This is a genomic window from Nicoliella spurrieriana, assembly GCF_023380205.1.
Classification (GTDB): domain Bacteria; phylum Bacillota; class Bacilli; order Lactobacillales; family Lactobacillaceae; genus Nicoliella; species Nicoliella spurrieriana.
In genome coordinates, this window is the sequence record NZ_CP093361.1 from 418,478 (window position 1) to 439,437 (window position 20,960).

At 38.9% G+C, this 20,960-nt stretch carries 14 protein-coding genes, 1 tRNA gene and 1 pseudogene; 13 read left to right on the forward strand and 3 right to left on the reverse strand.

Annotation, left to right across the window (positions count from 1 at the left end; all coding sequences use genetic code 11):
* Positions 1-78: 78 nt before the first annotated feature.
* The 10 genes from gyrA to MOO44_RS03600 all read left to right on the forward strand — a co-directional run bounded on the left by gyrA (position 79) and on the right by MOO44_RS03600 (position 9,924).
* Positions 79-2,553 carry a DNA gyrase subunit A gene (gyrA, locus tag MOO44_RS03555; RefSeq protein ID WP_260117048.1) on the forward strand — a complete coding sequence of 825 codons (2,475 nt, stop codon included), beginning with the start codon at positions 79-81 and terminating at the stop codon, positions 2,551-2,553.
* A 217-nt stretch (positions 2,554-2,770) separates the two neighbouring features.
* Positions 2,771-3,061 carry a 30S ribosomal protein S6 gene (gene rpsF, locus MOO44_RS03560; RefSeq protein ID WP_260117049.1) on the forward strand — a complete coding sequence of 97 codons (291 nt, stop codon included), beginning with the start codon at positions 2,771-2,773 and terminating at the stop codon, positions 3,059-3,061.
* A 39-nt stretch (positions 3,062-3,100) separates the two neighbouring features.
* Positions 3,101-3,670 (forward strand): single-stranded DNA-binding protein, encoded by a 570-nt coding sequence (ssb, locus tag MOO44_RS03565; RefSeq protein ID WP_260117050.1) that lies wholly within the window; start codon positions 3,101-3,103, stop codon positions 3,668-3,670.
* Between the two features lie 53 nt (positions 3,671-3,723).
* Entirely contained in the window at positions 3,724-3,957 is a 234-nt protein-coding gene (gene rpsR / locus MOO44_RS03570; RefSeq protein WP_260117051.1) for a 30S ribosomal protein S18, read from the forward strand.
* 106 nt (positions 3,958-4,063) lie between these two features.
* Complete coding sequence (locus MOO44_RS03575) at positions 4,064-6,106, forward strand: DHH family phosphoesterase (protein WP_260117052.1); 2,043 nt, start codon at positions 4,064-4,066, stop codon at positions 6,104-6,106.
* Positions 6,107-6,161: 55 nt separating this feature from the next.
* On the forward strand, positions 6,162-6,614 hold the full coding sequence (gene rplI / locus MOO44_RS03580; protein ID WP_260117053.1) for a 50S ribosomal protein L9: 453 nt from the start codon (positions 6,162-6,164) through the stop codon (positions 6,612-6,614).
* Positions 6,615-6,704: 90 nt separating this feature from the next.
* A complete protein-coding gene (dnaB, locus tag MOO44_RS03585) occupies positions 6,705-8,078 on the forward strand; it encodes a replicative DNA helicase (protein WP_260117054.1) in 1,374 nt (457 codons plus the stop codon).
* Between the two features lie 115 nt (positions 8,079-8,193).
* Positions 8,194-8,682 (forward strand): GNAT family N-acetyltransferase, encoded by a 489-nt coding sequence (locus tag MOO44_RS03590; RefSeq protein WP_260117055.1) that lies wholly within the window; start codon positions 8,194-8,196, stop codon positions 8,680-8,682.
* Between the two features lie 156 nt (positions 8,683-8,838).
* Entirely contained in the window at positions 8,839-9,171 is a 333-nt protein-coding gene (locus MOO44_RS03595; protein ID WP_260117056.1) for a hypothetical protein, read from the forward strand.
* A 75-nt stretch (positions 9,172-9,246) separates the two neighbouring features.
* Positions 9,247-9,924: a triose-phosphate isomerase gene (locus MOO44_RS03600; protein WP_260117057.1), complete on the forward strand. Its 678-nt coding sequence runs from the start codon at positions 9,247-9,249 to the stop codon at positions 9,922-9,924.
* A gap of 40 nt (positions 9,925-9,964) precedes the next feature.
* Here the strand turns inward: MOO44_RS03600 and MOO44_RS03605 are convergent, their stop codons facing one another.
* On the reverse strand, positions 9,965-10,954 hold the full coding sequence (locus MOO44_RS03605; protein WP_260117058.1) for a D-alanyl-D-alanine carboxypeptidase family protein: 990 nt from the start codon (positions 10,952-10,954) through the stop codon (positions 9,965-9,967).
* 234 nt (positions 10,955-11,188) lie between these two features.
* Between MOO44_RS03605 and MOO44_RS03610 the strand changes: the two are divergent.
* Positions 11,189-13,730: pseudogene (locus tag MOO44_RS03610) on the forward strand (excinuclease ABC subunit UvrA).
* 93 nt (positions 13,731-13,823) lie between these two features.
* Entirely contained in the window at positions 13,824-14,111 is a 288-nt protein-coding gene (locus MOO44_RS03615; protein ID WP_260117059.1) for a hypothetical protein, read from the forward strand.
* 57 nt (positions 14,112-14,168) lie between these two features.
* Here MOO44_RS03615 and MOO44_RS03620 read toward each other — a convergent pair whose 3' ends face one another.
* Both MOO44_RS03620 and MOO44_RS03625 read right to left on the reverse strand, forming a co-directional pair.
* The gene (locus MOO44_RS03620; RefSeq protein WP_260117060.1) at positions 14,169-18,518 is read right to left on the reverse strand and encodes an LPXTG cell wall anchor domain-containing protein; all 4,350 of its coding nucleotides are present in this window, start codon (positions 18,516-18,518) and stop codon (positions 14,169-14,171) included.
* Between the two features lie 1,405 nt (positions 18,519-19,923).
* Positions 19,924-19,996 (reverse strand) — tRNA-Lys (locus tag MOO44_RS03625).
* Positions 19,997-20,247: 251 nt separating this feature from the next.
* Here MOO44_RS03625 and yycF point away from each other — a divergent pair.
* The gene (gene yycF, locus MOO44_RS03630) at positions 20,248-20,949 is read left to right on the forward strand and encodes a response regulator YycF (protein ID WP_279306816.1); all 702 of its coding nucleotides are present in this window, start codon (positions 20,248-20,250) and stop codon (positions 20,947-20,949) included.
* The last annotated feature ends 11 nt before the right edge of the window (positions 20,950-20,960 follow it).

A 20,960-nucleotide genomic window follows, 5' to 3' on the forward strand; every position in this document is an offset into this window, starting at 1 on the left:
ACATTTAATTGGATTGCTCAAAAAATGTTTCACGTGTAACACGAATTAAAATAAGACCATGAATGGAGGCAAATTAAAGTGGCCAATGGAGATATTGTAAATCACCGAATAACAGATATTGATTTATCTAAAAAAATGAAGACCTCATTTTTAGACTATGCAATGAGTGTGATTGTTGCAAGAGCACTACCCGATGTGCGGGATGGATTAAAGCCAGTCCATCGTAGAATCCTTTATGATATGCATGAATTAGGGGTTACTCCTGATAAACCGTATAAGAAGTCAGCCAGAGTCGTTGGGGACGTTCTTGGGAAGTACCATCCTCACGGTGACTCTGCCGTATATGGATCGATGGTGCGGATGGCACAAGACTTTAGTTATCGTTACCTACTAGTTGATGGACATGGAAACTTTGGTTCCGTTGATGGTGATGGAGCTGCTGCAATGCGGTATACCGAAGCTAGACTTAGTAAGATTTCATTGGAAATGTTACGTGACATCAATAAGGATACCGTTGATTTTCAAGATAACTATGATGGAACTGAAAAGGAACCGAGCGTGTTACCATCACGCTTCCCGAACCTATTAGTGAATGGAGCTTCTGGAATTGCGGTTGGGATGGCCACTAACATTCCACCACATAACTTAAGCGAAGTTATCAGTGCGATTCATATTTTAATGGGCAATCCTGATGCAACGACTGCTGATTTAATGGATGCCCTTCCGGGACCTGATTTCCCAACCGGGGGAGTGGTAATGGGTAAATCCGGAATTAGAAAAGCATATGAAAATGGGAAGGGAACCATTGTCCTACGTGCCAAAGTGGATATTGAAGAAGTGAAGGGCCATCAACAAATTATTGCCACCGAACTTCCATACATGGTTAATAAAGCCAAGTTGATTGAGCGAATTGCTGATTTAGTTCGCGAAAAAAGAATCGATGGGATTACCGATATTAAGGATGAATCTGACCGTGAGGGATTACGGGTAACGATTGATGTTCGCCGGGATGCTAGTGCCGAAGTGGTTTTGAATAACCTTTATAAGTTGACCCTTTTGCAAACCTCATTTAGTTTTAACATGTTAGCGATTGTTCATGGAGCACCCAAAGTGCTAAGCCTAAAAGAAATCTTGCAGAACTACTTGGAACACCAAGTCCAAGTGATTAAGCGCCGGACTGAACATGATTTGAAACGGGCCCAAAACCGTGACCATATCTTGCAGGGACTGTTAACAGCACTGGATCACATTGATGCAATTATTAAAATTATTCGTGAATCCCAGACGGGTGCAATTGCCAAGGCGCAATTAATTAATAATTACGCTCTTTCTGATAAACAAGCCCAAGCCATTTTGGATATGCGACTAGTTCGTTTAACCGGCCTGGAACGTGAAAAGGTTGAAGACGAACACCAAAAGCTATTGAAGGATATCGAAGAATTTAAAGCAATTTTGGCAAGTCGTGAACGGATCAATCAAATTATTTACAATGAATTATTGGAAATTCAAGATCGCTTTGGCGATGCCCGCCGGACTGAATTATTGGTCGGTGAAGTCTTAAGCATCGAAGATGAAGACTTAATTGCCGAAGAAGACGTAATGGTGACGTTGACCCATAACGGCTACGTTAAACGATTACCAACTTCTGATTTCAAGACCCAAAATCGCGGTGGTCGAGGAATTCAGGGGATGGGCGTTCATAATGATGATTTTATTGAACACCTAGTTGCCACTTCTACCCATGATACGCTGTTATTCTTTACCAATGCTGGGAAGGTCTATCGAATGAAGGGGTACGAAATCCCTGAATATGGCCGGACTGCAAAGGGAATTCCAATCATTAACTTATTGGGGATCAAACCCGAAGAAAAGATTGAAGCTGTGATTAACGTTTCTGCTAAGGCTAAGAATAATGAAAAATACCTATTCTTTACGACCCAGCTGGGACGTTCCAAGCGGACACCAATTGATGAATTCTTCAACATTCGGAGCAATGGACTCAAAGCAATTAGTTTGAAGGATGATGATGAACTAATTCGGGTCTCAGTTGTTAATAATGATGACAATATCATTATTGGGACGCATTTAGGGTATGCTGCAAGCTTTAAGGCTGAAGATGTTCGTTCAATGGGGCGGACTGCTAGTGGGGTTCGTGGAATCAATCTCCACCCTAATGACTATGTAGTTGGTGCAGACGTGTTAAATGCTGATAGTTATGTTTTCGTTATCTCAGAAAAGGGATATGGAAAGCGGACGCCAGCTGATGAATATGCCATTAAGGGTCGTGGTGGAAAGGGAATCAAGACCGCTAGGATCAATTCTAAGAACGGCCCGTTAGCTGGATTAGCAACCGTTGATGGTGATGAAGACATCATGTTAATCACCGATAAGGGGGTTACGATTCGGTTTGATGCAAACAATGTATCAAAGAGTAGTCGGGTGACCCTGGGAGTCCATCTAATTCGAATGGATGATGGTGCGAAGGTTGCAACCATGGCCAAGGTCGCTAAGGATGATGAAACGGCTGATGCTAATCAAACTCCAGAATCATAAAGATTTAAAATAAAAAAAACGGTGATACGCCGTTTTTTATTTTGCTGCGTATCTTAATACTGTATCGCAATTTTAGATCTCGTTATTTGAATCTATTGATTAATTTATTTAAACATGCTATAATTTTTATTTGTGAATATTGGCGCACTATGCGCTAATGTTTTCCTTGCCCCATGGAATTGTCCATGGAGCCACAGACCACAAGGAGGTGTAACTCATGGAAGAAAAGAAATACGAAATTACTTACATCATTCGTCCTGATTTAGACGAACCAGCTAAGAAGGAATTAGTTGATCGTTTTGACAAGATCTTGACTGATAATGGTGCTAAGATTATTGACTCAAAGGATTGGTCAAAGCGTCGTTTTGCTTACGAAATTGGCGGTTACAATGAAGGAACTTACCACATTGTTAACCTTACTACTGATAAGCACGAAGCATTACAAGAATTTGACCGTTTATCCAAGTACAGTGATGGAATCTTACGTCAAATGACTGTTTTAAGATAATTAAACAGTCTAGCTTAAATATGAGAGGAGTTTTTCAGCATGATTAATCGAGCCACATTAACTGGTCGTTTGACCCGGGATGTAGAATTGCGATACACCCAAAGCGGCAGAGCAGTTGGTAGTTTTAGTTTAGCTGTTGATCGTCGTTTCAAAAATGGAAATGGCGAACGTGAGGCGGACTTTATTAACTGTGTCGTGTGGGGGAAGTCAGCTGAAAATTTTGCTAATTACGTGCATAAGGGGAATTTGGTCGGAATTGATGGCCGAATTCAGACCCGGAATTATGAAAATAACCAAGGGAACCGTGTGTATGTAACGGAAGTTGTCGTTGAGAACTTCTCATTCTTGGAATCACGGAATTCTGCTAACTCTAATCGGGGCGCAGCAAACGTGAATAACTTCCAAAATGGTGGAATGAACAATGATAATGCTCCTCAAAATGGCGGAAACATGAACCACTATAATAATCCTGGCAACGGTGTGAATGGTGGGAACCAAAATCCTAACCAAACTTTTAATAACCATAATAATGGTAATAATAAAGACCCGTTTGATGGCAATGATGATGATAGTGGAATTGATGTTTCTGATGATGATTTACCATTCTAATCTAAAATTAAAATTGTAAACCGAAAATAATAAATTGTAGGGGAGTGAATCAAATGGCACAAAGAAGAGGCGGACGTCGTCGTCGTAAGGTTGATTACATTGCTGCTAATCATATCGATTACATCGATTACAAGGATGTAGCATTGTTAAACCGCTTTACATCAGAACGTGGTAAGATTTTACCTCGTCGAGTTACTGGTACCAGCGCTAAGAATCAACGTAAGTTGACTGCTGCTATCAAGCGTTCACGGATTATGGGATTAATGTCCTTCGTCAGTGAAGACTAATATTGATTGTGAAAGGGAGTGGGATCATTTGGTCCTACTCCTTTTTTTACTATCAAAATCAGATTGTGATAAAATATAGTTATCTCAAAATACAAGAGGTATCATAATGAAGAAAAAATTTTCATCTAAAAACATACCACCTTTTCTTAGAAATAAACATTTAAGGTGGGTGACTTTATTTACTGCCACTTTATCAATTTTAGGCACCGTGATTGCTTTTTTATACAGTAGTTTAACTGGAGTCTTCCTATTAGCATTTGTATGTTTAGGATTAGCGTATACCTTCAATTTATTAAATCATTTAAGTGCTAATCGGAATGAGTACATTTCAGATTTATCATATCGAATTCATCGTGGTGAATCAGAAACGATGCTAGAGATGCCAATGGGAATTATGATCCTAAGCGATGATCAAAAAATTGAATGGGTTAATCCGTACTTACAACCATACTTTGGTGACCAATACGTCTTAGGCCAATCGGTTGTGGATGTCGCGCCAGGGCTAAATTCCTTAATTTCAAAATATTGGAATTCTAACGATACGAATGATGTCACTTGGAATCACCACCATTTTTCGATGTTGATTCAAAAGGAATTTCATACCGTCTACTTAATGGATGTTACTAGTTATTATGATATTCAAGAACGTTATAATAATGAAAAAATTTCAATTGGAGAAATTTTTCTAGATAATTACGATGAAATTACCCAGTCAATGACTGACCAAGAAATTTCGAACCTATTGAATTATGTTACCAACGAATTAACGGCATGGGCTCGCGAATTTGGAATGTATTTGAAACAGATTGATGATGACCACTTCATGATTATTGCATACGCTAGTTCGTTAAAGGCAATTGAAGAGGATAAGTTCAAGATTTTGGATAAAATTCGTGAAAGTACTTCTAAGCAAAACTTCCCGTTAACCCTAAGTGTGGGAATTGCTTATGGTGATAATAACTTGAATAGCCTAGCTGATCAGTCCCAGAGTGATTTAGATTTGGCATTGGGTCGTGGAGGTGATCAAGTCGTTGTTAAGGCTAAGAACCAAGAAGCTCGGTTCTACGGTGGTAAGACCAACCCAATGGAAAAGCGGACGCGTGTGCGTGCTAGAATGACCTCTCAGGCCCTTCAAGAAATCATGAAGGAATCTGATCAGATCTTTGTTCAAGGGCATCAACGACCAGATATGGATGCAATTGGGGCCTGCTTTGGCATTCGGCGAATTGCTAAGATGAATAATAAGAAGTGTTGGATCGTAGTGGACCAGTCACAGTTGCATACCGATGTAAAACGACTGATTGAAACTAGTAAGGACTATCCTGAAATTTATGATTCCATCATTACCCCCGAAGAGGCTTTACAAAAGGCTACCGACGATAGTTTATTGATTATGGTTGATCATTCCAAACCATCAATGAGTATTTCCAGTGATCTTTACGAGCGCCTATCCAATCGGGTTGTAATCATTGATCATCATCGGCGGGGTGAGGAATTTCCACCAAACCCAATTTTGGTTTACATTGAGCCGTACGCATCCTCTACCTGTGAATTGATTACTGAAATGTTTGAATATCAATCTCAGGATGCAGAACCAATCAATAAGCTAGAAGCAACAGCAATGCTAACTGGAATCTTCATTGATACCAAATCGTTTTCAATGCGGACCGGGACTCGAACGTTCGATGCCGCCAGTTATCTTCGTTCAGCTGGTGCTGATTCTGAAGAAATGCAACAATTTATGGAAGAAAATGTTGATGATTACCTTGCTCGGAACCACTTAATTTCATTAGTTAAGTTTGTTGATAAGGATCGCCACATTGCAATGGTAATTGGTGAAGATGATCATCCATACGATCCAGTTACTGCTGCTCAGGCCGCTGATTCAATTCTTACGATGTCTGGGGTAGAGGCTTCCTTCGTTGCTACGGAAAGAGCCGGCGGAATGGTTGGAATTTCTGCTCGAAGTAACGGTGAAGTTAATGTTCAAATCATCATGGAAAGACTTGGTGGTGGTGGGCACCTTTCAAGTGGAGCTACTCAAATTAAGGATAAAAAGGTTTCTGAAGTTGAGCCAATTTTGGATAAAACCATTAAAGATGTTTTGTCAGATGAGACTGATTCAGATAATGATGATAAAATAGAATAGTAATAGCTAAATAGCCATTTTATTTAATAATTTGGCGAAAAGGAGTGGATTCTAAATGAAAGTTATCTTCTTAGAAGATGTTCGTGGAAAAGGGAAACGTGGCGAGGTCAAGGATGTCCCACAAGGTTACGCCCAAAACTTTCTAATTAAGCATGGAAAGGCTAAGGCAGCTACTGGTTCTGCAATTGGAAAGCTAAAAGCTGAACAACGGGCTGAAGCTAAAACTGAAGCCGAAGAACTGGCAAATGCTAAGGAACTTAAAACTACGCTAGAAAACGACAAGACCGTCGTAGAACTAACTGCTAAAGCTGGTTCAGATGGCCGGTTGTTTGGATCAATTCCAAGTAAGCAAATCGCACAAGCGTTGGATAAACAATTCAATATCAAGCTTGATAAGCGTAAGATCGAACTATCAGAACCCATTCGTTCACTTGGTTACACTAACGTTCCTGTTAAGTTACACCCCACCGTTACTGCTACGATTAGGGTTCACGTTGGTGAAAAATAACCACTTACTTTATTAATACGTTAGTAAAATGGAACTGAGGCGGCTGCGCTTCGGTTCCATTTTGATTAAAGATCAAAAAGAGGAAATCCTATGAGCAATGAAGTAATGAATCAAATTCCACCACAAAATATTGATGCTGAAAAAGCCGTTTTGGGAGCAATTTTTCTTGATACTGAATCATTACCAGAAGCCATGGAACAACTACAGTCTGATGATTTTTACAAAAACGCGCATCGGATTATCTTTCAGGCGATGGAAACGCTTAATGATCGGGATGAAAAAATTGATTTATTAACCATCACTAATTATTTGCAATCTAATCAGCAACTGGAAGATGTTGGCGGAATTCCATACCTAACTGAATTGGCCCAATCGGTTCCGACTGCTTCGAATATTGTATACTATGCTAAGATCGTTCATGATAAGTCAGTGGCTCGAAAGTTAATCGATACCGCCACTAGCATTGCAAAGGAAAGTTATAATAACGATGACATTACCACTTTGCTAGATGATGCTGAAACGAAGATTATGAACGTTTCTGATAATCGCAATCAATCCGGATTTAAATCCATTGGTGATGTTTTAAAGCTATCCTTCAATGAAATTAATGAACTGTCAAAAAATAAAGACACCGTAACTGGGGTTTCGACTGGATTTCAAAAATTGGATGAAATCACGACCGGATTGCATGGTGGTGAATTGATTATTCTTGCTGCTCGACCAGCGGTTGGTAAAACTGCCTTTGCATTGAATGTTGCTCAAAACGTTGCGACTAAAACTAATAATACGGTTGCCATTTTTAGTTTAGAAATGGGGGCTGAGCAGCTAGTTAACCGGATGATCTGTGCAGAGGGCAGTATCGATGCAAACCACCTCAGAACCGGGAATTTAAGCTCTGAAGAGTGGCAAAATCTGGTGATTGCAATGGGCAGTCTTTCTAAGGCGAGTGTATATATTGATGACACCCCTGGCATTCGTATGTCAGAAATTCGGGCTAAAAGTCGCCGGCTAGCTAAGGAAAAGGGTAATTTAGGGCTGATTGTGGTTGATTACCTTCAATTAATTGAAGGTGGCAATCGTGAAAACAGACAACAAGAAGTTTCTGCCATCTCGCGGCAAATGAAGAAATTAGCAAATGAATTAGACGTTCCTGTAATCTCGCTTTCCCAGTTATCACGGGGAGTGGAACAACGACAGGATAAGCGGCCCGTTCTTTCAGATATTCGTGAATCAGGATCGATTGAACAAGATGCTGATATTGTAGCATTTCTATATCGTGATGATTATTACGAACGTGATGAGGGGGACGATGACGATGGTTCCCAAGATGATGGCAACAACGACATCGGTGAAGTTGAAGTGATTATTGAGAAGAACCGTTCCGGGGCACGTGGAACGGTTAAGTTATTATTTATTAAATCCCATAATAAATTTTCATCAATTTCATATATGGACGATGAGTAACGGGAACTTAATTATTTTTTAGATAATTAGTTAAATTAGTTTAAATAGTATATCTTTTTATGATGGTGCTCTGGTACACTATAATTAGTAAATTAAACGATTGGAGAACTATAAAATGGAAATTACTTTTAGACCACCTACTCAAAATGATTTAGATGGAATGTTACACGTGGAACAAAGTTGTTTTGAACCTGAAGAAAGAATGGATGAAAATGAATTTATCCAGGTGCTTAAACATGTTTCAGAAACAACCATCATTGCAGCTGATGATGATCATGTTGCCGGAATGTTAATCGGACGGACCACTAGTAACCAACTATTGGATAATGATGCTTACCATTTAGACCTAGATAGTAAGCCTGGTGATAAGTATCTTGCAATCTTAGGGCTGGCCGTTTACCCCGACTACCAAGGACATGGAATTGCCACTCAGTTGCTCGATCAAATCGAAAAATTGGCTAAACAACGCGGATTATCCGGGGTAACCTTGGATTGTCGTGAGCACTTGATTCCATTCTATGAAAAACATGGCTTTGAATTGCTTGGCCGCTCTAATTCCAATTTTGGTGGAATTGAATGGTTCGGAATGCAAAAAAACATTTAATCATTTTAAATTATAAAATAGGGTTAACTACCAAATTGGTGGTTAACCCTATTTAAGTATTGCCTGTAAAAGAATGTTAATTAAAATATCACCCACTTGTTTAGTTTGATTATTAATTGTTAATTAATGTAGAATTAATAAGATGGTGGTGAAAAAATGATACTTGTTTTATTATTGTTACTTTTATTTTTGGGTGGCTTAGAGCTCTTCTTTAGTTGCTTTGGCACCTTAATTGCAATTGTTGTAATCATAGCGTTACTGTTTTTTGCAGCATGGCTAATGTTTTATGCTGCAATCGTGTTGCTAGTGTTTTATGCCGTATTTATAATTTGGCGGTGGTTAATTAATGACCATCCTCAATTAGCTCGCCGGCTTAACTTAGATCGATTGAATGCTTGGATCATTCGGGTTAATAATGGTCAAACCCGGCAGAATGTTTTCATATTATTAATCATGGCATTGATTATTATTTGGCTAATTCGTAAGTGAAAATGTTATATGTCATATCCACAATTGTGCTAGAATTAGTTTACAAGGATTTTCATATTGAAGGGGTAATTTTCTATGTTATGTATTATGAACTTTAAGACTTTAATGCCTGTTAATGAACAACAAAAAATGATGAAGGATGTTGAAAGTCATACTTTTGACCCAGACTTAATTATTTCACCAGTTATGCTTCAACCCAATCATTTTAAAAATTTTCAAGAAGCATCGCAAAATATTACCATTACAAAGCGGACCGTCGGAGAACCATCCGCTGATGAATTACATTACTTTGGAATCAAATATGCTTTTGTCGGACACTTGGAACGGCGGATTCAATTACATGAAGGTTATGATATCATCCATAACAAGTTAGAAAACGCTTTGCGGCATAAAATTGTTCCCATTATTTGTATGGGTTCCCAAAATGATGAAGATGGGATTGAAAAGGAATTCAATAACATCGTTGGTGACCTTGATTTAAGTAACCATGAAGTAATCATTTCATGGGAATCAATTAAGTCCACTTTAGAGGGCAAGCGGTTGTATTCTGATGAAACCGCTGCACGGACGTTTGATGAACTGAAGAAAATTCTTTCTAGATATGACAATGTGAAGTACCGCTTAGTATTAGGTGGTCATGTGGAACCCCGTGAAGCTGAATTAGCTAAGAAACTTGGTATCGACGGGGTCTTAATTGGTGATCGGTTCAAGACGTTCGATCAATTAAACACGATTTTAAAACCATTATCATAATTAAAAATGCGCTTCCTCATTTGAGAAAGCGCATTTTTAATTATTGGAACAGGGATGAATATTTATAAATTGCAGCAATCATTCTAGCTTGATCCTTAGAACCGGTGTTATCATGTAGAGTCGTTACGATTAGACGATGATTACCCTTAGTACTGGTACTGACCAAACAATACCCGGCTAGTGGGGTATAGCCAGTTTTCAGACCGTCAACATTAAGGTTTGAATGATAGCTATAACCACCCGGGAGGAGCTCATTTACGTTCTTAATGGTTTGACCATATAATTTAGCGTACCGATGGTCAGCATCATTTACAATCGATGGGTATAGCTTTAATAGGTGTTGAGCGATAATGGTCAATGCCCGGGCACTAACTTTGTTGTAATCACCACGACTACCGACCCTAAATCCATATGGATAAAGATCGGAGTTTTCTAATCCTGATGATGAAACGAAATGGGCTTGACTACCGATATCCCATGCATCAGCTTGTTTGTTCATCATTGAAATGAACTTAGCATTTGAACCTGCAACGTATTGGCCCAACGCAATGGCTGCACTATTTGACGATGCGATTAGTGCAGCTTTATATAAACTCCGAACGGTGTAACGACTACTGGAGTTCATTTTAAAGCTACCAAGTGCACTATTTCTGCTCATCTTAACGAGGCTGTTGGAAATCTTAACCCGATGGTTCCATTGGCCCAATTTCTTGGCCTTTTGAATCGCAAGGTATAACGTCATTATCTTAGTGGTGGATGCAATTGCGTACTTTTTACTGCCGTTCTTTGAATAAACGAATTTACCACTATTGGCGTCCATTGCTGCAGCAGCCCTAGCGTTATTCTTTAACTTACTTAGTGCAGTTGATGAAGTGATATATTGATTTTGGCCTAACGATTCAGTTGAAAAGTCTGAATAGTAATCTGGTTTATAACTGGCGTTAACTACTGAAGTAGTTACAGCCGTCCCAAGGGTAACGGCCGTAACTAGTGTGATTGTCATTTGTTTAAAACTGTGATTGTGAAACATTAACTTCACTCCTAATTTATGTAATTACTTTTATCATATTACTAAAGTTGAATTTATTCTGGAATGTTATTAATATGTAAATAAAAATTCACAGGGATGAAACATGTGAACATTTAAAAGGAATTTGATTATTGACTAGTAGCCCTGCTTAGAATGGACTAATCTATATTAAAATCTTTTTAGCGTTCATCTTAGAATAGTTATGGTACGATAATAATAAAGAAGGGTGATAGTATGGCGATTCAACATAAAGAAACGATTCCCGATAACATTAAGGTTTATGGGGCAAGGGTAAATAATCTAAAAAACATTAATGTGTCAATTCCACTAAACGCATTTGTGGCAATTACTGGTGTTTCTGGTTCTGGGAAGTCATCACTTGCGATGGGGACCCTCTATGCTGAAGGCGCGCGCCGGTATTTGAATGCACTATCTACATATACGAGACGCCGAATTGGTCAGGATGCTCAAACTGATGTGACACGGATTGAATACTTACCATCAGCAATCGCATTACGTCAGCGGCCTACCGTTCCCGGGAACCGTTCTACTGTTGGAACGATGTCTGAAGGCTTAAACGTATTAAGGTTAATGTTCTCAAGACTGGGTTCGTATACTTGTCCGAATGGGCATACCGTGCCACCTACCATTAAGGTGGCCCAGGCGATGGATGCATCTGGGGATGCCAGGGGGAAGATTAAATGTCCTACCTGTGGGGTTGCCTTTGAGGCCCCAAGTGCAGAGTCGTTTGCGTTCAATGGGGATGGTGCCTGCAAACAATGCCAAGGAACTGGAAAGGTACGCCAAATTTTAAAATCCTCGTTAATTGAAGATGAAAATGAAACGATTGCGCAGGGGGCCGTTGCATCTTGGCATCTTCCTGGTCGTAATTTTATGCCTTCAGTTGCCCGAGAAATGGGGATTCGCATTGATATTCCGTTCAAGGATCTAACTGACCATGAAAAGGATTTAATTTTTAATGGTCCTGATAAGAAATATCAAATTAGCTGGCCCACTAAAGCGGGACGGGTCTTTAATTTAAATGCAAAGTATGAAAACGCCTTTGCTGCCGTTGAGGATAGTATGAAAACCACCAAGAATCCACGGTCAATCAAGCGCTTGGACCGTTTTTATGAATTCGGGACCTGTCCGCGTTGTCATGGGGGATCGATTTGACCCGGATGTTTATAAAACAAAGTTAATGGGCAAGAATATTGCTGAGGTAAGTGATATGGCGCTCTTAGACTTGGTACCGTTTATGGATCAACTAGCACCGTCTCTACCTGATGATATGAACCAATTAGCCACTAGCTTGTTTAATGAATTTAAGGGGGCCATTAAACCGATTTATGACCTGGGGTTAGATTATCTTACCCTTTCAAGACCGGGAAATACCCTTTCAACTGGTGAGTTACAACGGATTCAACTAGGCCGGACGTTACGAAGCCAAACCACCGGGGTATTGTACGTGTTAGATGAACCTTCCGTTGGGCTCCATGCTGCAAATGTTGCTGGTTTAATTAAGGTATTACACCAACTAGTTAGCCAGGGGAATTCACTGGTCGTAGTTGACCATAATATTGATATTATTTCAGCGGCCGATTATATTATTGAAATCGGGCCACAGGCCGGTCGCCTAGGGGGACAAGTGATTGATTATGGGACTCCGGATGAGATTAAGCAGCTGCCAAATTCAATTATTGCACCGTTCTTAAATGGTCAGGGACAAATTATTGAACGCCCGCAAGCACCTGAATCGAAACTCTTTGAACACGGCCAAATTGATTTACACATTAATCATCGCCATAATTTAAAAGATGTCGGGGTTAAAATTCCCAAGAATCGAATGACCGTTTTTTCTGGTTATTCAGGAGCCGGAAAGTCCACACTGGTAATGAGTGGACTAGTAACGGCAATGCAAAAACAAGCCGCTAAGCAACCATTACCTAGCTATATTGATCAGTTTAACAGCAACGGTTTAAAACGGGTCATTGAGATTAACTCAGTGCCAATTGGCAAAAACGTTCGTTCAACGGTTGCAACGTACTGTGGGATTTTAGATCCAGTGCGAAAATTGTTTGCGCAAACTCCTACTGCTAAACGCCACCACTGGAATGAGGGCCGGTTTTCATACAATGTGAAGGATGGGGCCTGTCCTAATTGTCAGGGAACCGGAACGATTTCGCTTGATGTTCAATACCTACCTGATATGACGATGACCTGTCCAGTATGTCATGGTAAGCGCTATGCTCCCGATACATTAGCCGTTAAATGGAATGGGAAGAGTATTGCTGATATTCTTGATTTATCGGTTAAGGATGCAAAGGCGGTTTTCAAAGATGAGCATAAAATTTATGATATTTTACAATCATTAGATCAGATGGGGTTGGGCTATCTAATCTTGGGTGAAAGCACCCCCATTCTTTCTGGTGGTGAAGCCCAACGTCTAAAGCTAGTTTCACAAATGGGTCGTCAACAGGGCGATACGCTATTTGTATTTGACGAACCTTCCGTGGGGCTGCATCCAAAGGACGTGGAAGTTTTAAACCATGTTTTCCAACAATTGATTGATAAGGGAGCGACCCTTGTGGTAATTGAACATGATTTGGATGTAATTATGAATGCAGACTACGTCATTGATCTGGGTCCAAAGGGTGGTAACCTTGGTGGACGAGTGGTCGCTACTGGAACGCCAAGTGATATTGCTAAATCAAAGGACAGTCAGACTGGGTACTACCTTGCTAAACGGATGCAATTAGACCATTTATTAAAATAGATTTTAAAAAGAGTAGCTTGATCCAAGCTACTCTTTTTAGGATGGTGTATAATTATTTTTGATTTAATAATTATACATATGGAGTGATTGATTATGAAAAAAATGTTATTCGGATTAATGACAACGATTGCACTATTAGCTATGATGCCAATAACTGCGGATGCCGCTTCGATCAACGGCAGCTGGTCTAGTTCTGGAATAGCACTGTTCATCAGTGGTAACCATGCTAGGGTGAATGGAATAAACGTTAAGTTGAAAAAGACGGGTAAAAACCGCTGGCGGAGCGTTATTAATAATTCATCGCAACCATTTACACTGGTTAAGCATGGTAATCACCTCTTACTTAGTTCGGGGATGGACCATGAAAAATTAACTAGGTAAATTAAAAAAGCGCTTATAAGGTTGTCCACTGTGGATAACCTTATAAGCGCTTTTGAATTATTTACGTTTTTTATTTTTACGGAAGTATTCACCAATTAAGATTGCTGAGACGCCCAGTGACATTAAGCCAAAGAGTGCTGAACGATTATTACGTTCACCGGTTTGTGGCAACTGGTCCGCATCCTGATTGTTATCATTACTCAATTCATTCTCCCGTTGGGCGTTCAGTTGAGTGCTTTCAGAACTAGTTGAAATTTCAACTTCATCACTTGATTTTGAGATAGTAGTCGTATTGCTACTGCCTGAATTCGTAGTGTTACTGCTAGACGGGCTGGAAGATGGACTACTGCTAGCTGAGCTAGTGGAACTAGATGAAGCACTACTACTTGAGGTAGTTATGCCGCTGCTAGTTGAACTGGAAGTAGCACTACTGCTATTGGATGAACTTGGGTTTGATGATGCAGAACTATTAACAGAGTTAGAAGAGGCGTTACTACTTTGATGATGTCCGTAGCTAGTAGCTCCACTAACAACGGTGCTTCCTGAACTAGTAGCTGAACTGCTTGCAGCAGACGAAGTGCTACTGTTGGAGCTAGCGGAAGAGTTACTATTAGCAGACGAAGCGCTACTACCGTTTGAACTATTGGAAGCGCTGCTATTAGCAGATGAAGAGCTACTATTGTTAGAACTAGATGAAGCACTGCTATTAGCAGATGAAGAGCTACTACTGTTAGAACTAGATGAAGCGCTGCTATTAGCAGATGAAGAGCTACTACTGTTAGAACTAGATGAAGCGCTGCTATTAGCAGACGAAGTACTACTACCGTTGGAACTAGATGAAGCGCTGCTATTAGCAGATGAAGCACTACTGCCGTTGGAACTATTGGAAGCGCTGCTATTAGCAGACGAAGTACTACTACCGTTGGAACTAGATGAAGCGCTGCTATTAGCAGATGAAGCACTACTACTGTTAGAACTATTAGCAGATGAACTACTACCACTACCATTATTATTGTCCAATACAATGTACAATTGGGTGTAGCTACCAAAGATTGGATTACCATTATTCTTGGATTGATTCAAAATTTTATCTTGATAATCATTTTGTGAATTTAGTTGTGAATCAATTGTATTTAATCGATAGCCAACATAACTCCAACCTGCATTTTGATAGTTCCAAAGTGCATAGTTATTATCCCTTAATGCACTATCAACGGTATCCATTCGGTTTCCTTGAACAATCGGGCTATCATGTGTCCCAGCTTCAATTTCATTTCCACTCGTATCGATGTAGTGAACTTGGAATGGATATTTGTAATTAACATTGCTAGGATCATTAGGATCATAAGGAAGTAAATAAATATAGTAAGTAAATGACTTGTTGTTAGGATAAACGTTAGCAAATTGATCAGCAGCAATGTAAATATATCTATTATATCCATCGAAGACGTGTGGATTATCCTTTAAAGTTAATGTTCCATATGGTGATTCCTGGATTGGTAAATAGTTAGAAATATTAAATGAATTAGGATCAAATTTAGGATCATTATCCGATAGCGTTTGGAAGTAAATTTGCTTTCCATTGGTGAGGTTAATGTATGGGATGTTAATTTGAACAAAATGATCACTATCTTTATCCGCATTTAAATAAACCGCAACGGTCCGATCAGTATGATCAGGAGCATATGGATGCATTTGGGTATTAGCGCTAGGAACATCCGCATCGTCACCCACGATCCAACTAGCAGTTCTTAATCCACCCCGTTTAGAACTATCTTGGCTGTAATTATTGGAAGCATATTGATTTTGGGTTTTTAAATCGTACTCCCAACCAGCGGGAGCATCGAAAAGTTTTTCCTTTTGGACGCCAATATCGGAAGGGTTTTGTCCCCGATCTGTGTCCGTTCCATATCGTTCCAAATAATAGGCATTACTACTAGGATCATAGTAAATCCGATCTTCCGTATAGGCATTGATTGTTTTACTGGTAATTGTACTTGCGTTGGGTAGCGGTAGGGGACCACCAACGGTGGTTCCGTTCACGTTATTACCACTGTTTAAATATTGAAGGGTAATTGGATATTGTTTTGCAAAATTGTTAATTGACCCGATGTCATACGATTTATTAGGATCTGAGTAACTAGAAGTTACGGTTGGCTGGTTATTATCATCATCATATTGCAATTTAACAGGATTTTGATAGTTCGTATCATCATCATAGTAATAATTTCCATTATGATAGTTTAATAAATGACCAGAGTTCCACTCACTTAATACCCTAGTTCCGTTTGGATAAAAGACTGGGGTGGTATCTGAACTGGATGGGTTGAACATGTTTTTAGGGATGGTATAACCATCAACACCATTTTCAACTTTATGAATCACATCCTTAGAATCCTTATTTTCATTAGCTATATCTGAGATGTTTTCTTGAAGGGTAATTCCCCTCCGGTTGCTTGATTGATCGATGTTAGTATTGTTTAACTCAATTGCTAATCCAGACATATTAATAATTTTTAATCGTTTGGGGACGACGTTGCCGTTACTGTCCTTAACGATTTGAATTACATAATTATTTTCAGGTTTATTAGGATCACTTTTATCAAATCCAGTATAATTCCAAGATGTCATTCTATAAATGGTGTTTAAAGGGGCGAACTTATCACCAGTTAAATCCCAATGGTAGGTCCGATAATTAACAGCATTTGCAAATTGGTTACTGGTTTTTGTAGGATCAGACTCATAACCAGAACCATCCAAATTCTGTGGCCCCCAAAACTTGAAGTCATAGGTTAAATGGGGGACTGGAACAACATCTGAAGAGGTAATTGGCATGTAGTAAAGTACCGGCGTAACTCCATTACTATTTGAGTTATTGGTATTTTCCCATGTAATCTGAGGATCCTTTGTCCAACTATAATTATTACTATTATAATCCATTGAATTATCAGCATTTAACTTAGCGCCCAATGTGGCCCAAAGGGTGGTGTTACGGCTGCTAAAGATAACGGGTTTACTATTGTTAGTAAGGGGATTGATATATCCATTGTTAACATTGATGTTATCTGCAGTCACGGTAATATTACTTTGATTACCGTAAGTCCCAGATAGATGGACGGTCGCTGGAATATCACCTGAAGAACCACTAGCAGTTGTTGATCTTAAAATGACTGGAATGTCTTGTTCGATTGGCTTTGGGACCAATTGAACATCGAGGGTATAGTTACCATTCGAATCAACATTGCTTTTGTATGTGGAATCATTTATATCGTTAGGAAGCGTGAAATAATCAGTTAGTTTAACGTTATTTTGATTATAATTATTAAATGGCGTGGTATAGTCAATTGAATTACCATTTAATAATTGTTCATCTCCAGGATCAAAGACTGTTTTGACACCATTGCTAGCAACGGTATAGTACCTTACCTTAACGGATGGTAAAGAGCCCTTCATGGTAATGACATCGTTTCCATTAGCGAGTCCATGATTTAAGATAGCAGTAAAATACATTCCATTGGAATCGACTTGATTACCAATTTGTTGGGGGGTGAATCCCTGAAATTGGTTACCAAATTGTGATTGATAATATATTCTAAATGGTTCTCCATCGTAACCATGAATTCGAGTATTAAAATCTACATACCCATCCTTAGCTTCATTATTATATTGATTAGCCACTGGATTATTATTTTGATCAACGAACCGAACGCGATAGGTAACCGTGTAGGACTGATAATTAGGGGTAAAGCTACCCTGATTAAAATTATCTTGGTTATTAAATCCCTGGTTAGTTTTAGGATCAACTAGTTGGGTACCGTTGATTTTAACCGATTGACCATTGGGAAGGGTCACAACAGCTCCGTTATTACCAATCACAACGTATGGATGGTAAGTTCCATCAGTCCCCATGATATTAACGGTATGTTGGACGGACTGTTCGGATGTGTCACTAGGATTGCTGAGTGTATTTGTTGCTGATTGCAATTCAGCCATTGATGCGATGCTAGATTTAACGCTTGCCTCACTCGCTGCAGCTGCCAGCGCAGCAGAACTACTGGCTGCTGCGCTGGCACTGGCGCTGGCACTCGCACTTGCGCTTGCAGATTGTTCCGCAGCCTCAGTACTTTGAGCATCACTAGCGGCTTGGGAATCGATATTATTACTGCTACTATTATTAGTAACAGTAGCGCTTGAACTGGAAGCGCTGCTGGCGGTTGAAGCGAAACTTGTTTCGGTGGACTGAATACTATCAGCATGGGCATGATTATCAGATTGACCCCAAATGTGAATACTAAATAACCCAATTCCAGCAACCGCACCCGTTGCTAGTTGAACATTTCTTTTTTGGTGCAATTTCTTTTTTCGGAGTTCCTGTTTAACGACTAGGTTAAAGTTATTGTACTTCATTTTGGGCTCCCTCCCCATTGATAATATTTTGTAACATAATTATGTATTTGCTTATTTATATAGATACATTACGAATAAATATGGTTATTACTAAGCACAATTATATTACATTTTTGTTTTTAGTTGTAATTTTTTATTACGTAACAATAATGCTATCCTAACAACCGTTGAATTATTCATTCAGATTTAAAATTAATTATTAAGCACCAAATATAAATTATATTGAAACAGTAAATAAAACACAAGCAGTTAGCTATTCTGCTCCTATGTCAATAATTTGGACTAATTTTATGTAGTTTTAACCAAGCTAATCCTTATCATTATGTTTAAACAACTCAAAAATAAGAACTTAGCAAGATCCAATATAAGAGCTAAAGCCCGTATAATTAAATCCAGTAGTAAAAGGGAATCCATGCTATCACACCCTTGTGTGCTATAAACTAAGCTGATTAGACTTAAACACGCAATCGTAATTTTAGCATAAATTCATTGAGATTAATTAGTTTGATAATAATAATGTTTAATGATAATACGTAGGTAGTAAAAGAGGAGACATGCTAAGCATCTTAATTTTATAGGCTGATTACCTGTATTTATCCATGTTTATCGTTGTCTTGTGGTGGTTGGGAGTTATCCTAACCGCTGTACATACTTAGTAGGGATTTTGCTTATTTGCAAACTCTACATGATAAAGCCATACATAAGAAAATCATATTGAACCATACCAATAGCATTCTTTGGTAGATTCTAGCTTGCCCGAAAATAAGTCAAGCCCGCTAAAGAAGCATTCTTTGCTATGGATTTAATAGTCCGAATATAAGGCAATCCTACCAAAGCAACGATAGTAAGACATCCCCTCAAAATTGGGTAGATTTTAACAGCGTACCCAAAACAGATACGCAGGTTATTTAGAAAACGAAAATTTACGTTTTCAGAATTAGCACGTAGATTATTTAGAAAAACCACGTTTGGTTTATCAGAACTGGATAATCGTAAGGGATGCACGGAATACCGTAGCGAAATGCGACTGTATTAAGTGAAGTAGACTTAATTTAAACATCATCAATAGATAGTTAATCACTTAGTGGATGAACTTAAGCACTGAGAGCGTCTGATTAATAGTAATATTGCTAACTATTGAGATAAGCCGAATTTTAGGCAGGTCTTTCTATGCTGACAATGGATCATAACGCAAGTTTGCGTTTAGATATTCAAAGTAAAATGAAAAGGCTACTCAAAATGAATTGAGTAACCTTACATCACCACCACACAAGCGGTATATTATTTAAAATTAATGACTAAGTTTTGAATGTTTGTTTTAATATCTTATAACTGCCTTAGGTATTAAAAAAGCCGTTATATCAAGGGTTTAAACACCTTATTATAACAGCTACTTATCATTTGATGGGCAGTCAGGGGATCGAACCCTGGACCCACGGATTAAGAGTCCGTTGCTCTGCCAGCTGAGCTAACTGCCCAAATAATTACTTTTTGATATCACTTAAAATATCAACGATTTATATAATATCATCTGAGCAATTAGTTGGCAACCCTTTTTTCAAAAAAAGTTTAAAAAAATTTGTCATTCCGTTTTAATTCAATGAACAACGGGTCTAGCCGTGATATAATTCATACTGGAGCTAGTCTAAGGATTAGCTGTTCAAACCTATAAGAAACCGTTTAAAAACAACTAAAACTAGAAATCGATAATTTAAGAGGGACTTTAATTATGAAAAAAATACTTGTAGTAGACGACGAAAAGCCGATCACTGATATTGAGAAATTTAATTTAGTCAAGGAGGGCTACGATGTCTCAGTAGCCTATGATGGAGAAGAAGCACTTGAAAAGGTGGATGAAGAAAATCCAGATTTAATTATTTTGGATTTAATGTTACCTAAGGTTGACGGGCTAGAAGTTGCCCGTCAAGTTCGAAAAAACCACGATACACCCATTATCATGGTTACTGCAAAGGATTCGGAATTAGATAAAGTCTTGGGACTAGAACTGGGCGCTGATGATTATGTCACAAAGCCATTCTCGAATCGGGAGCTAGTTGCACGAGTTAAGGCAAACTTAAGACGGCAAACTGCTAGCGATAATGCTGCAGATGATGATAATCAAGACATTCGAATTGGTGATTTAATCATTCATCCACAAGCGTATTCAGTGACTAAGCGGGGGGAAAGTATCGAACTGACCCATCGTGAATTCGAATTATTACACTATTTAGCTCAACACATTGGTCAAGTAATGACCCGTGAACATTTATTACAAACCGTTTGGGGATACGACTACTTTGGTGATGTCCGGACGGTTGATGTAACCGTTAGGCGGTTGCGTGAAAAAATTGAAGATAATCCTAGTCATCCGGTATGGTTAGTAACCCGTCGTGGAGTTGGTTACTACCTTAGAAACTCTGAAAATGAGTAATGATGACTAGT

What these genes read in the sequence shown, in the direction of transcription:
- MOO44_RS03600 (WP_260117057.1), top strand. Translation starts at nt 9,247, where the DNA reads ATGTTATGTATTATGAACTTTAAGACTTTAATGCCTGTTAATGAACAA.
- MOO44_RS03620 (WP_260117060.1), bottom strand. Translation starts at nt 18,518, where the DNA reads ATGAAGTACAATAACTTTAACCTAGTCGTTAAACAGGAACTCCGAAAA.
- rplI (WP_260117053.1), top strand. Translation starts at nt 6,162, where the DNA reads ATGAAAGTTATCTTCTTAGAAGATGTTCGTGGAAAAGGGAAACGTGGC.
- MOO44_RS03615 (WP_260117059.1), top strand. Translation starts at nt 13,824, where the DNA reads ATGAAAAAAATGTTATTCGGATTAATGACAACGATTGCACTATTAGCT.
- ssb (WP_260117050.1), top strand. Translation starts at nt 3,101, where the DNA reads ATGATTAATCGAGCCACATTAACTGGTCGTTTGACCCGGGATGTAGAA.
- MOO44_RS03605 (WP_260117058.1), bottom strand. Translation starts at nt 10,954, where the DNA reads ATGTTTCACAATCACAGTTTTAAACAAATGACAATCACACTAGTTACG.
- rpsF (WP_260117049.1), top strand. Translation starts at nt 2,771, where the DNA reads ATGGAAGAAAAGAAATACGAAATTACTTACATCATTCGTCCTGATTTA.
- MOO44_RS03575 (WP_260117052.1), top strand. Translation starts at nt 4,064, where the DNA reads ATGAAGAAAAAATTTTCATCTAAAAACATACCACCTTTTCTTAGAAAT.
- MOO44_RS03595 (WP_260117056.1), top strand. Translation starts at nt 8,839, where the DNA reads ATGATACTTGTTTTATTATTGTTACTTTTATTTTTGGGTGGCTTAGAG.
- rpsR (WP_260117051.1), top strand. Translation starts at nt 3,724, where the DNA reads ATGGCACAAAGAAGAGGCGGACGTCGTCGTCGTAAGGTTGATTACATT.
- dnaB (WP_260117054.1), top strand. Translation starts at nt 6,705, where the DNA reads ATGAGCAATGAAGTAATGAATCAAATTCCACCACAAAATATTGATGCT.
- yycF (WP_279306816.1), top strand. Translation starts at nt 20,248, where the DNA reads ATGAAAAAAATACTTGTAGTAGACGACGAAAAGCCGATCACTGATATT.
- MOO44_RS03590 (WP_260117055.1), top strand. Translation starts at nt 8,194, where the DNA reads ATGGAAATTACTTTTAGACCACCTACTCAAAATGATTTAGATGGAATG.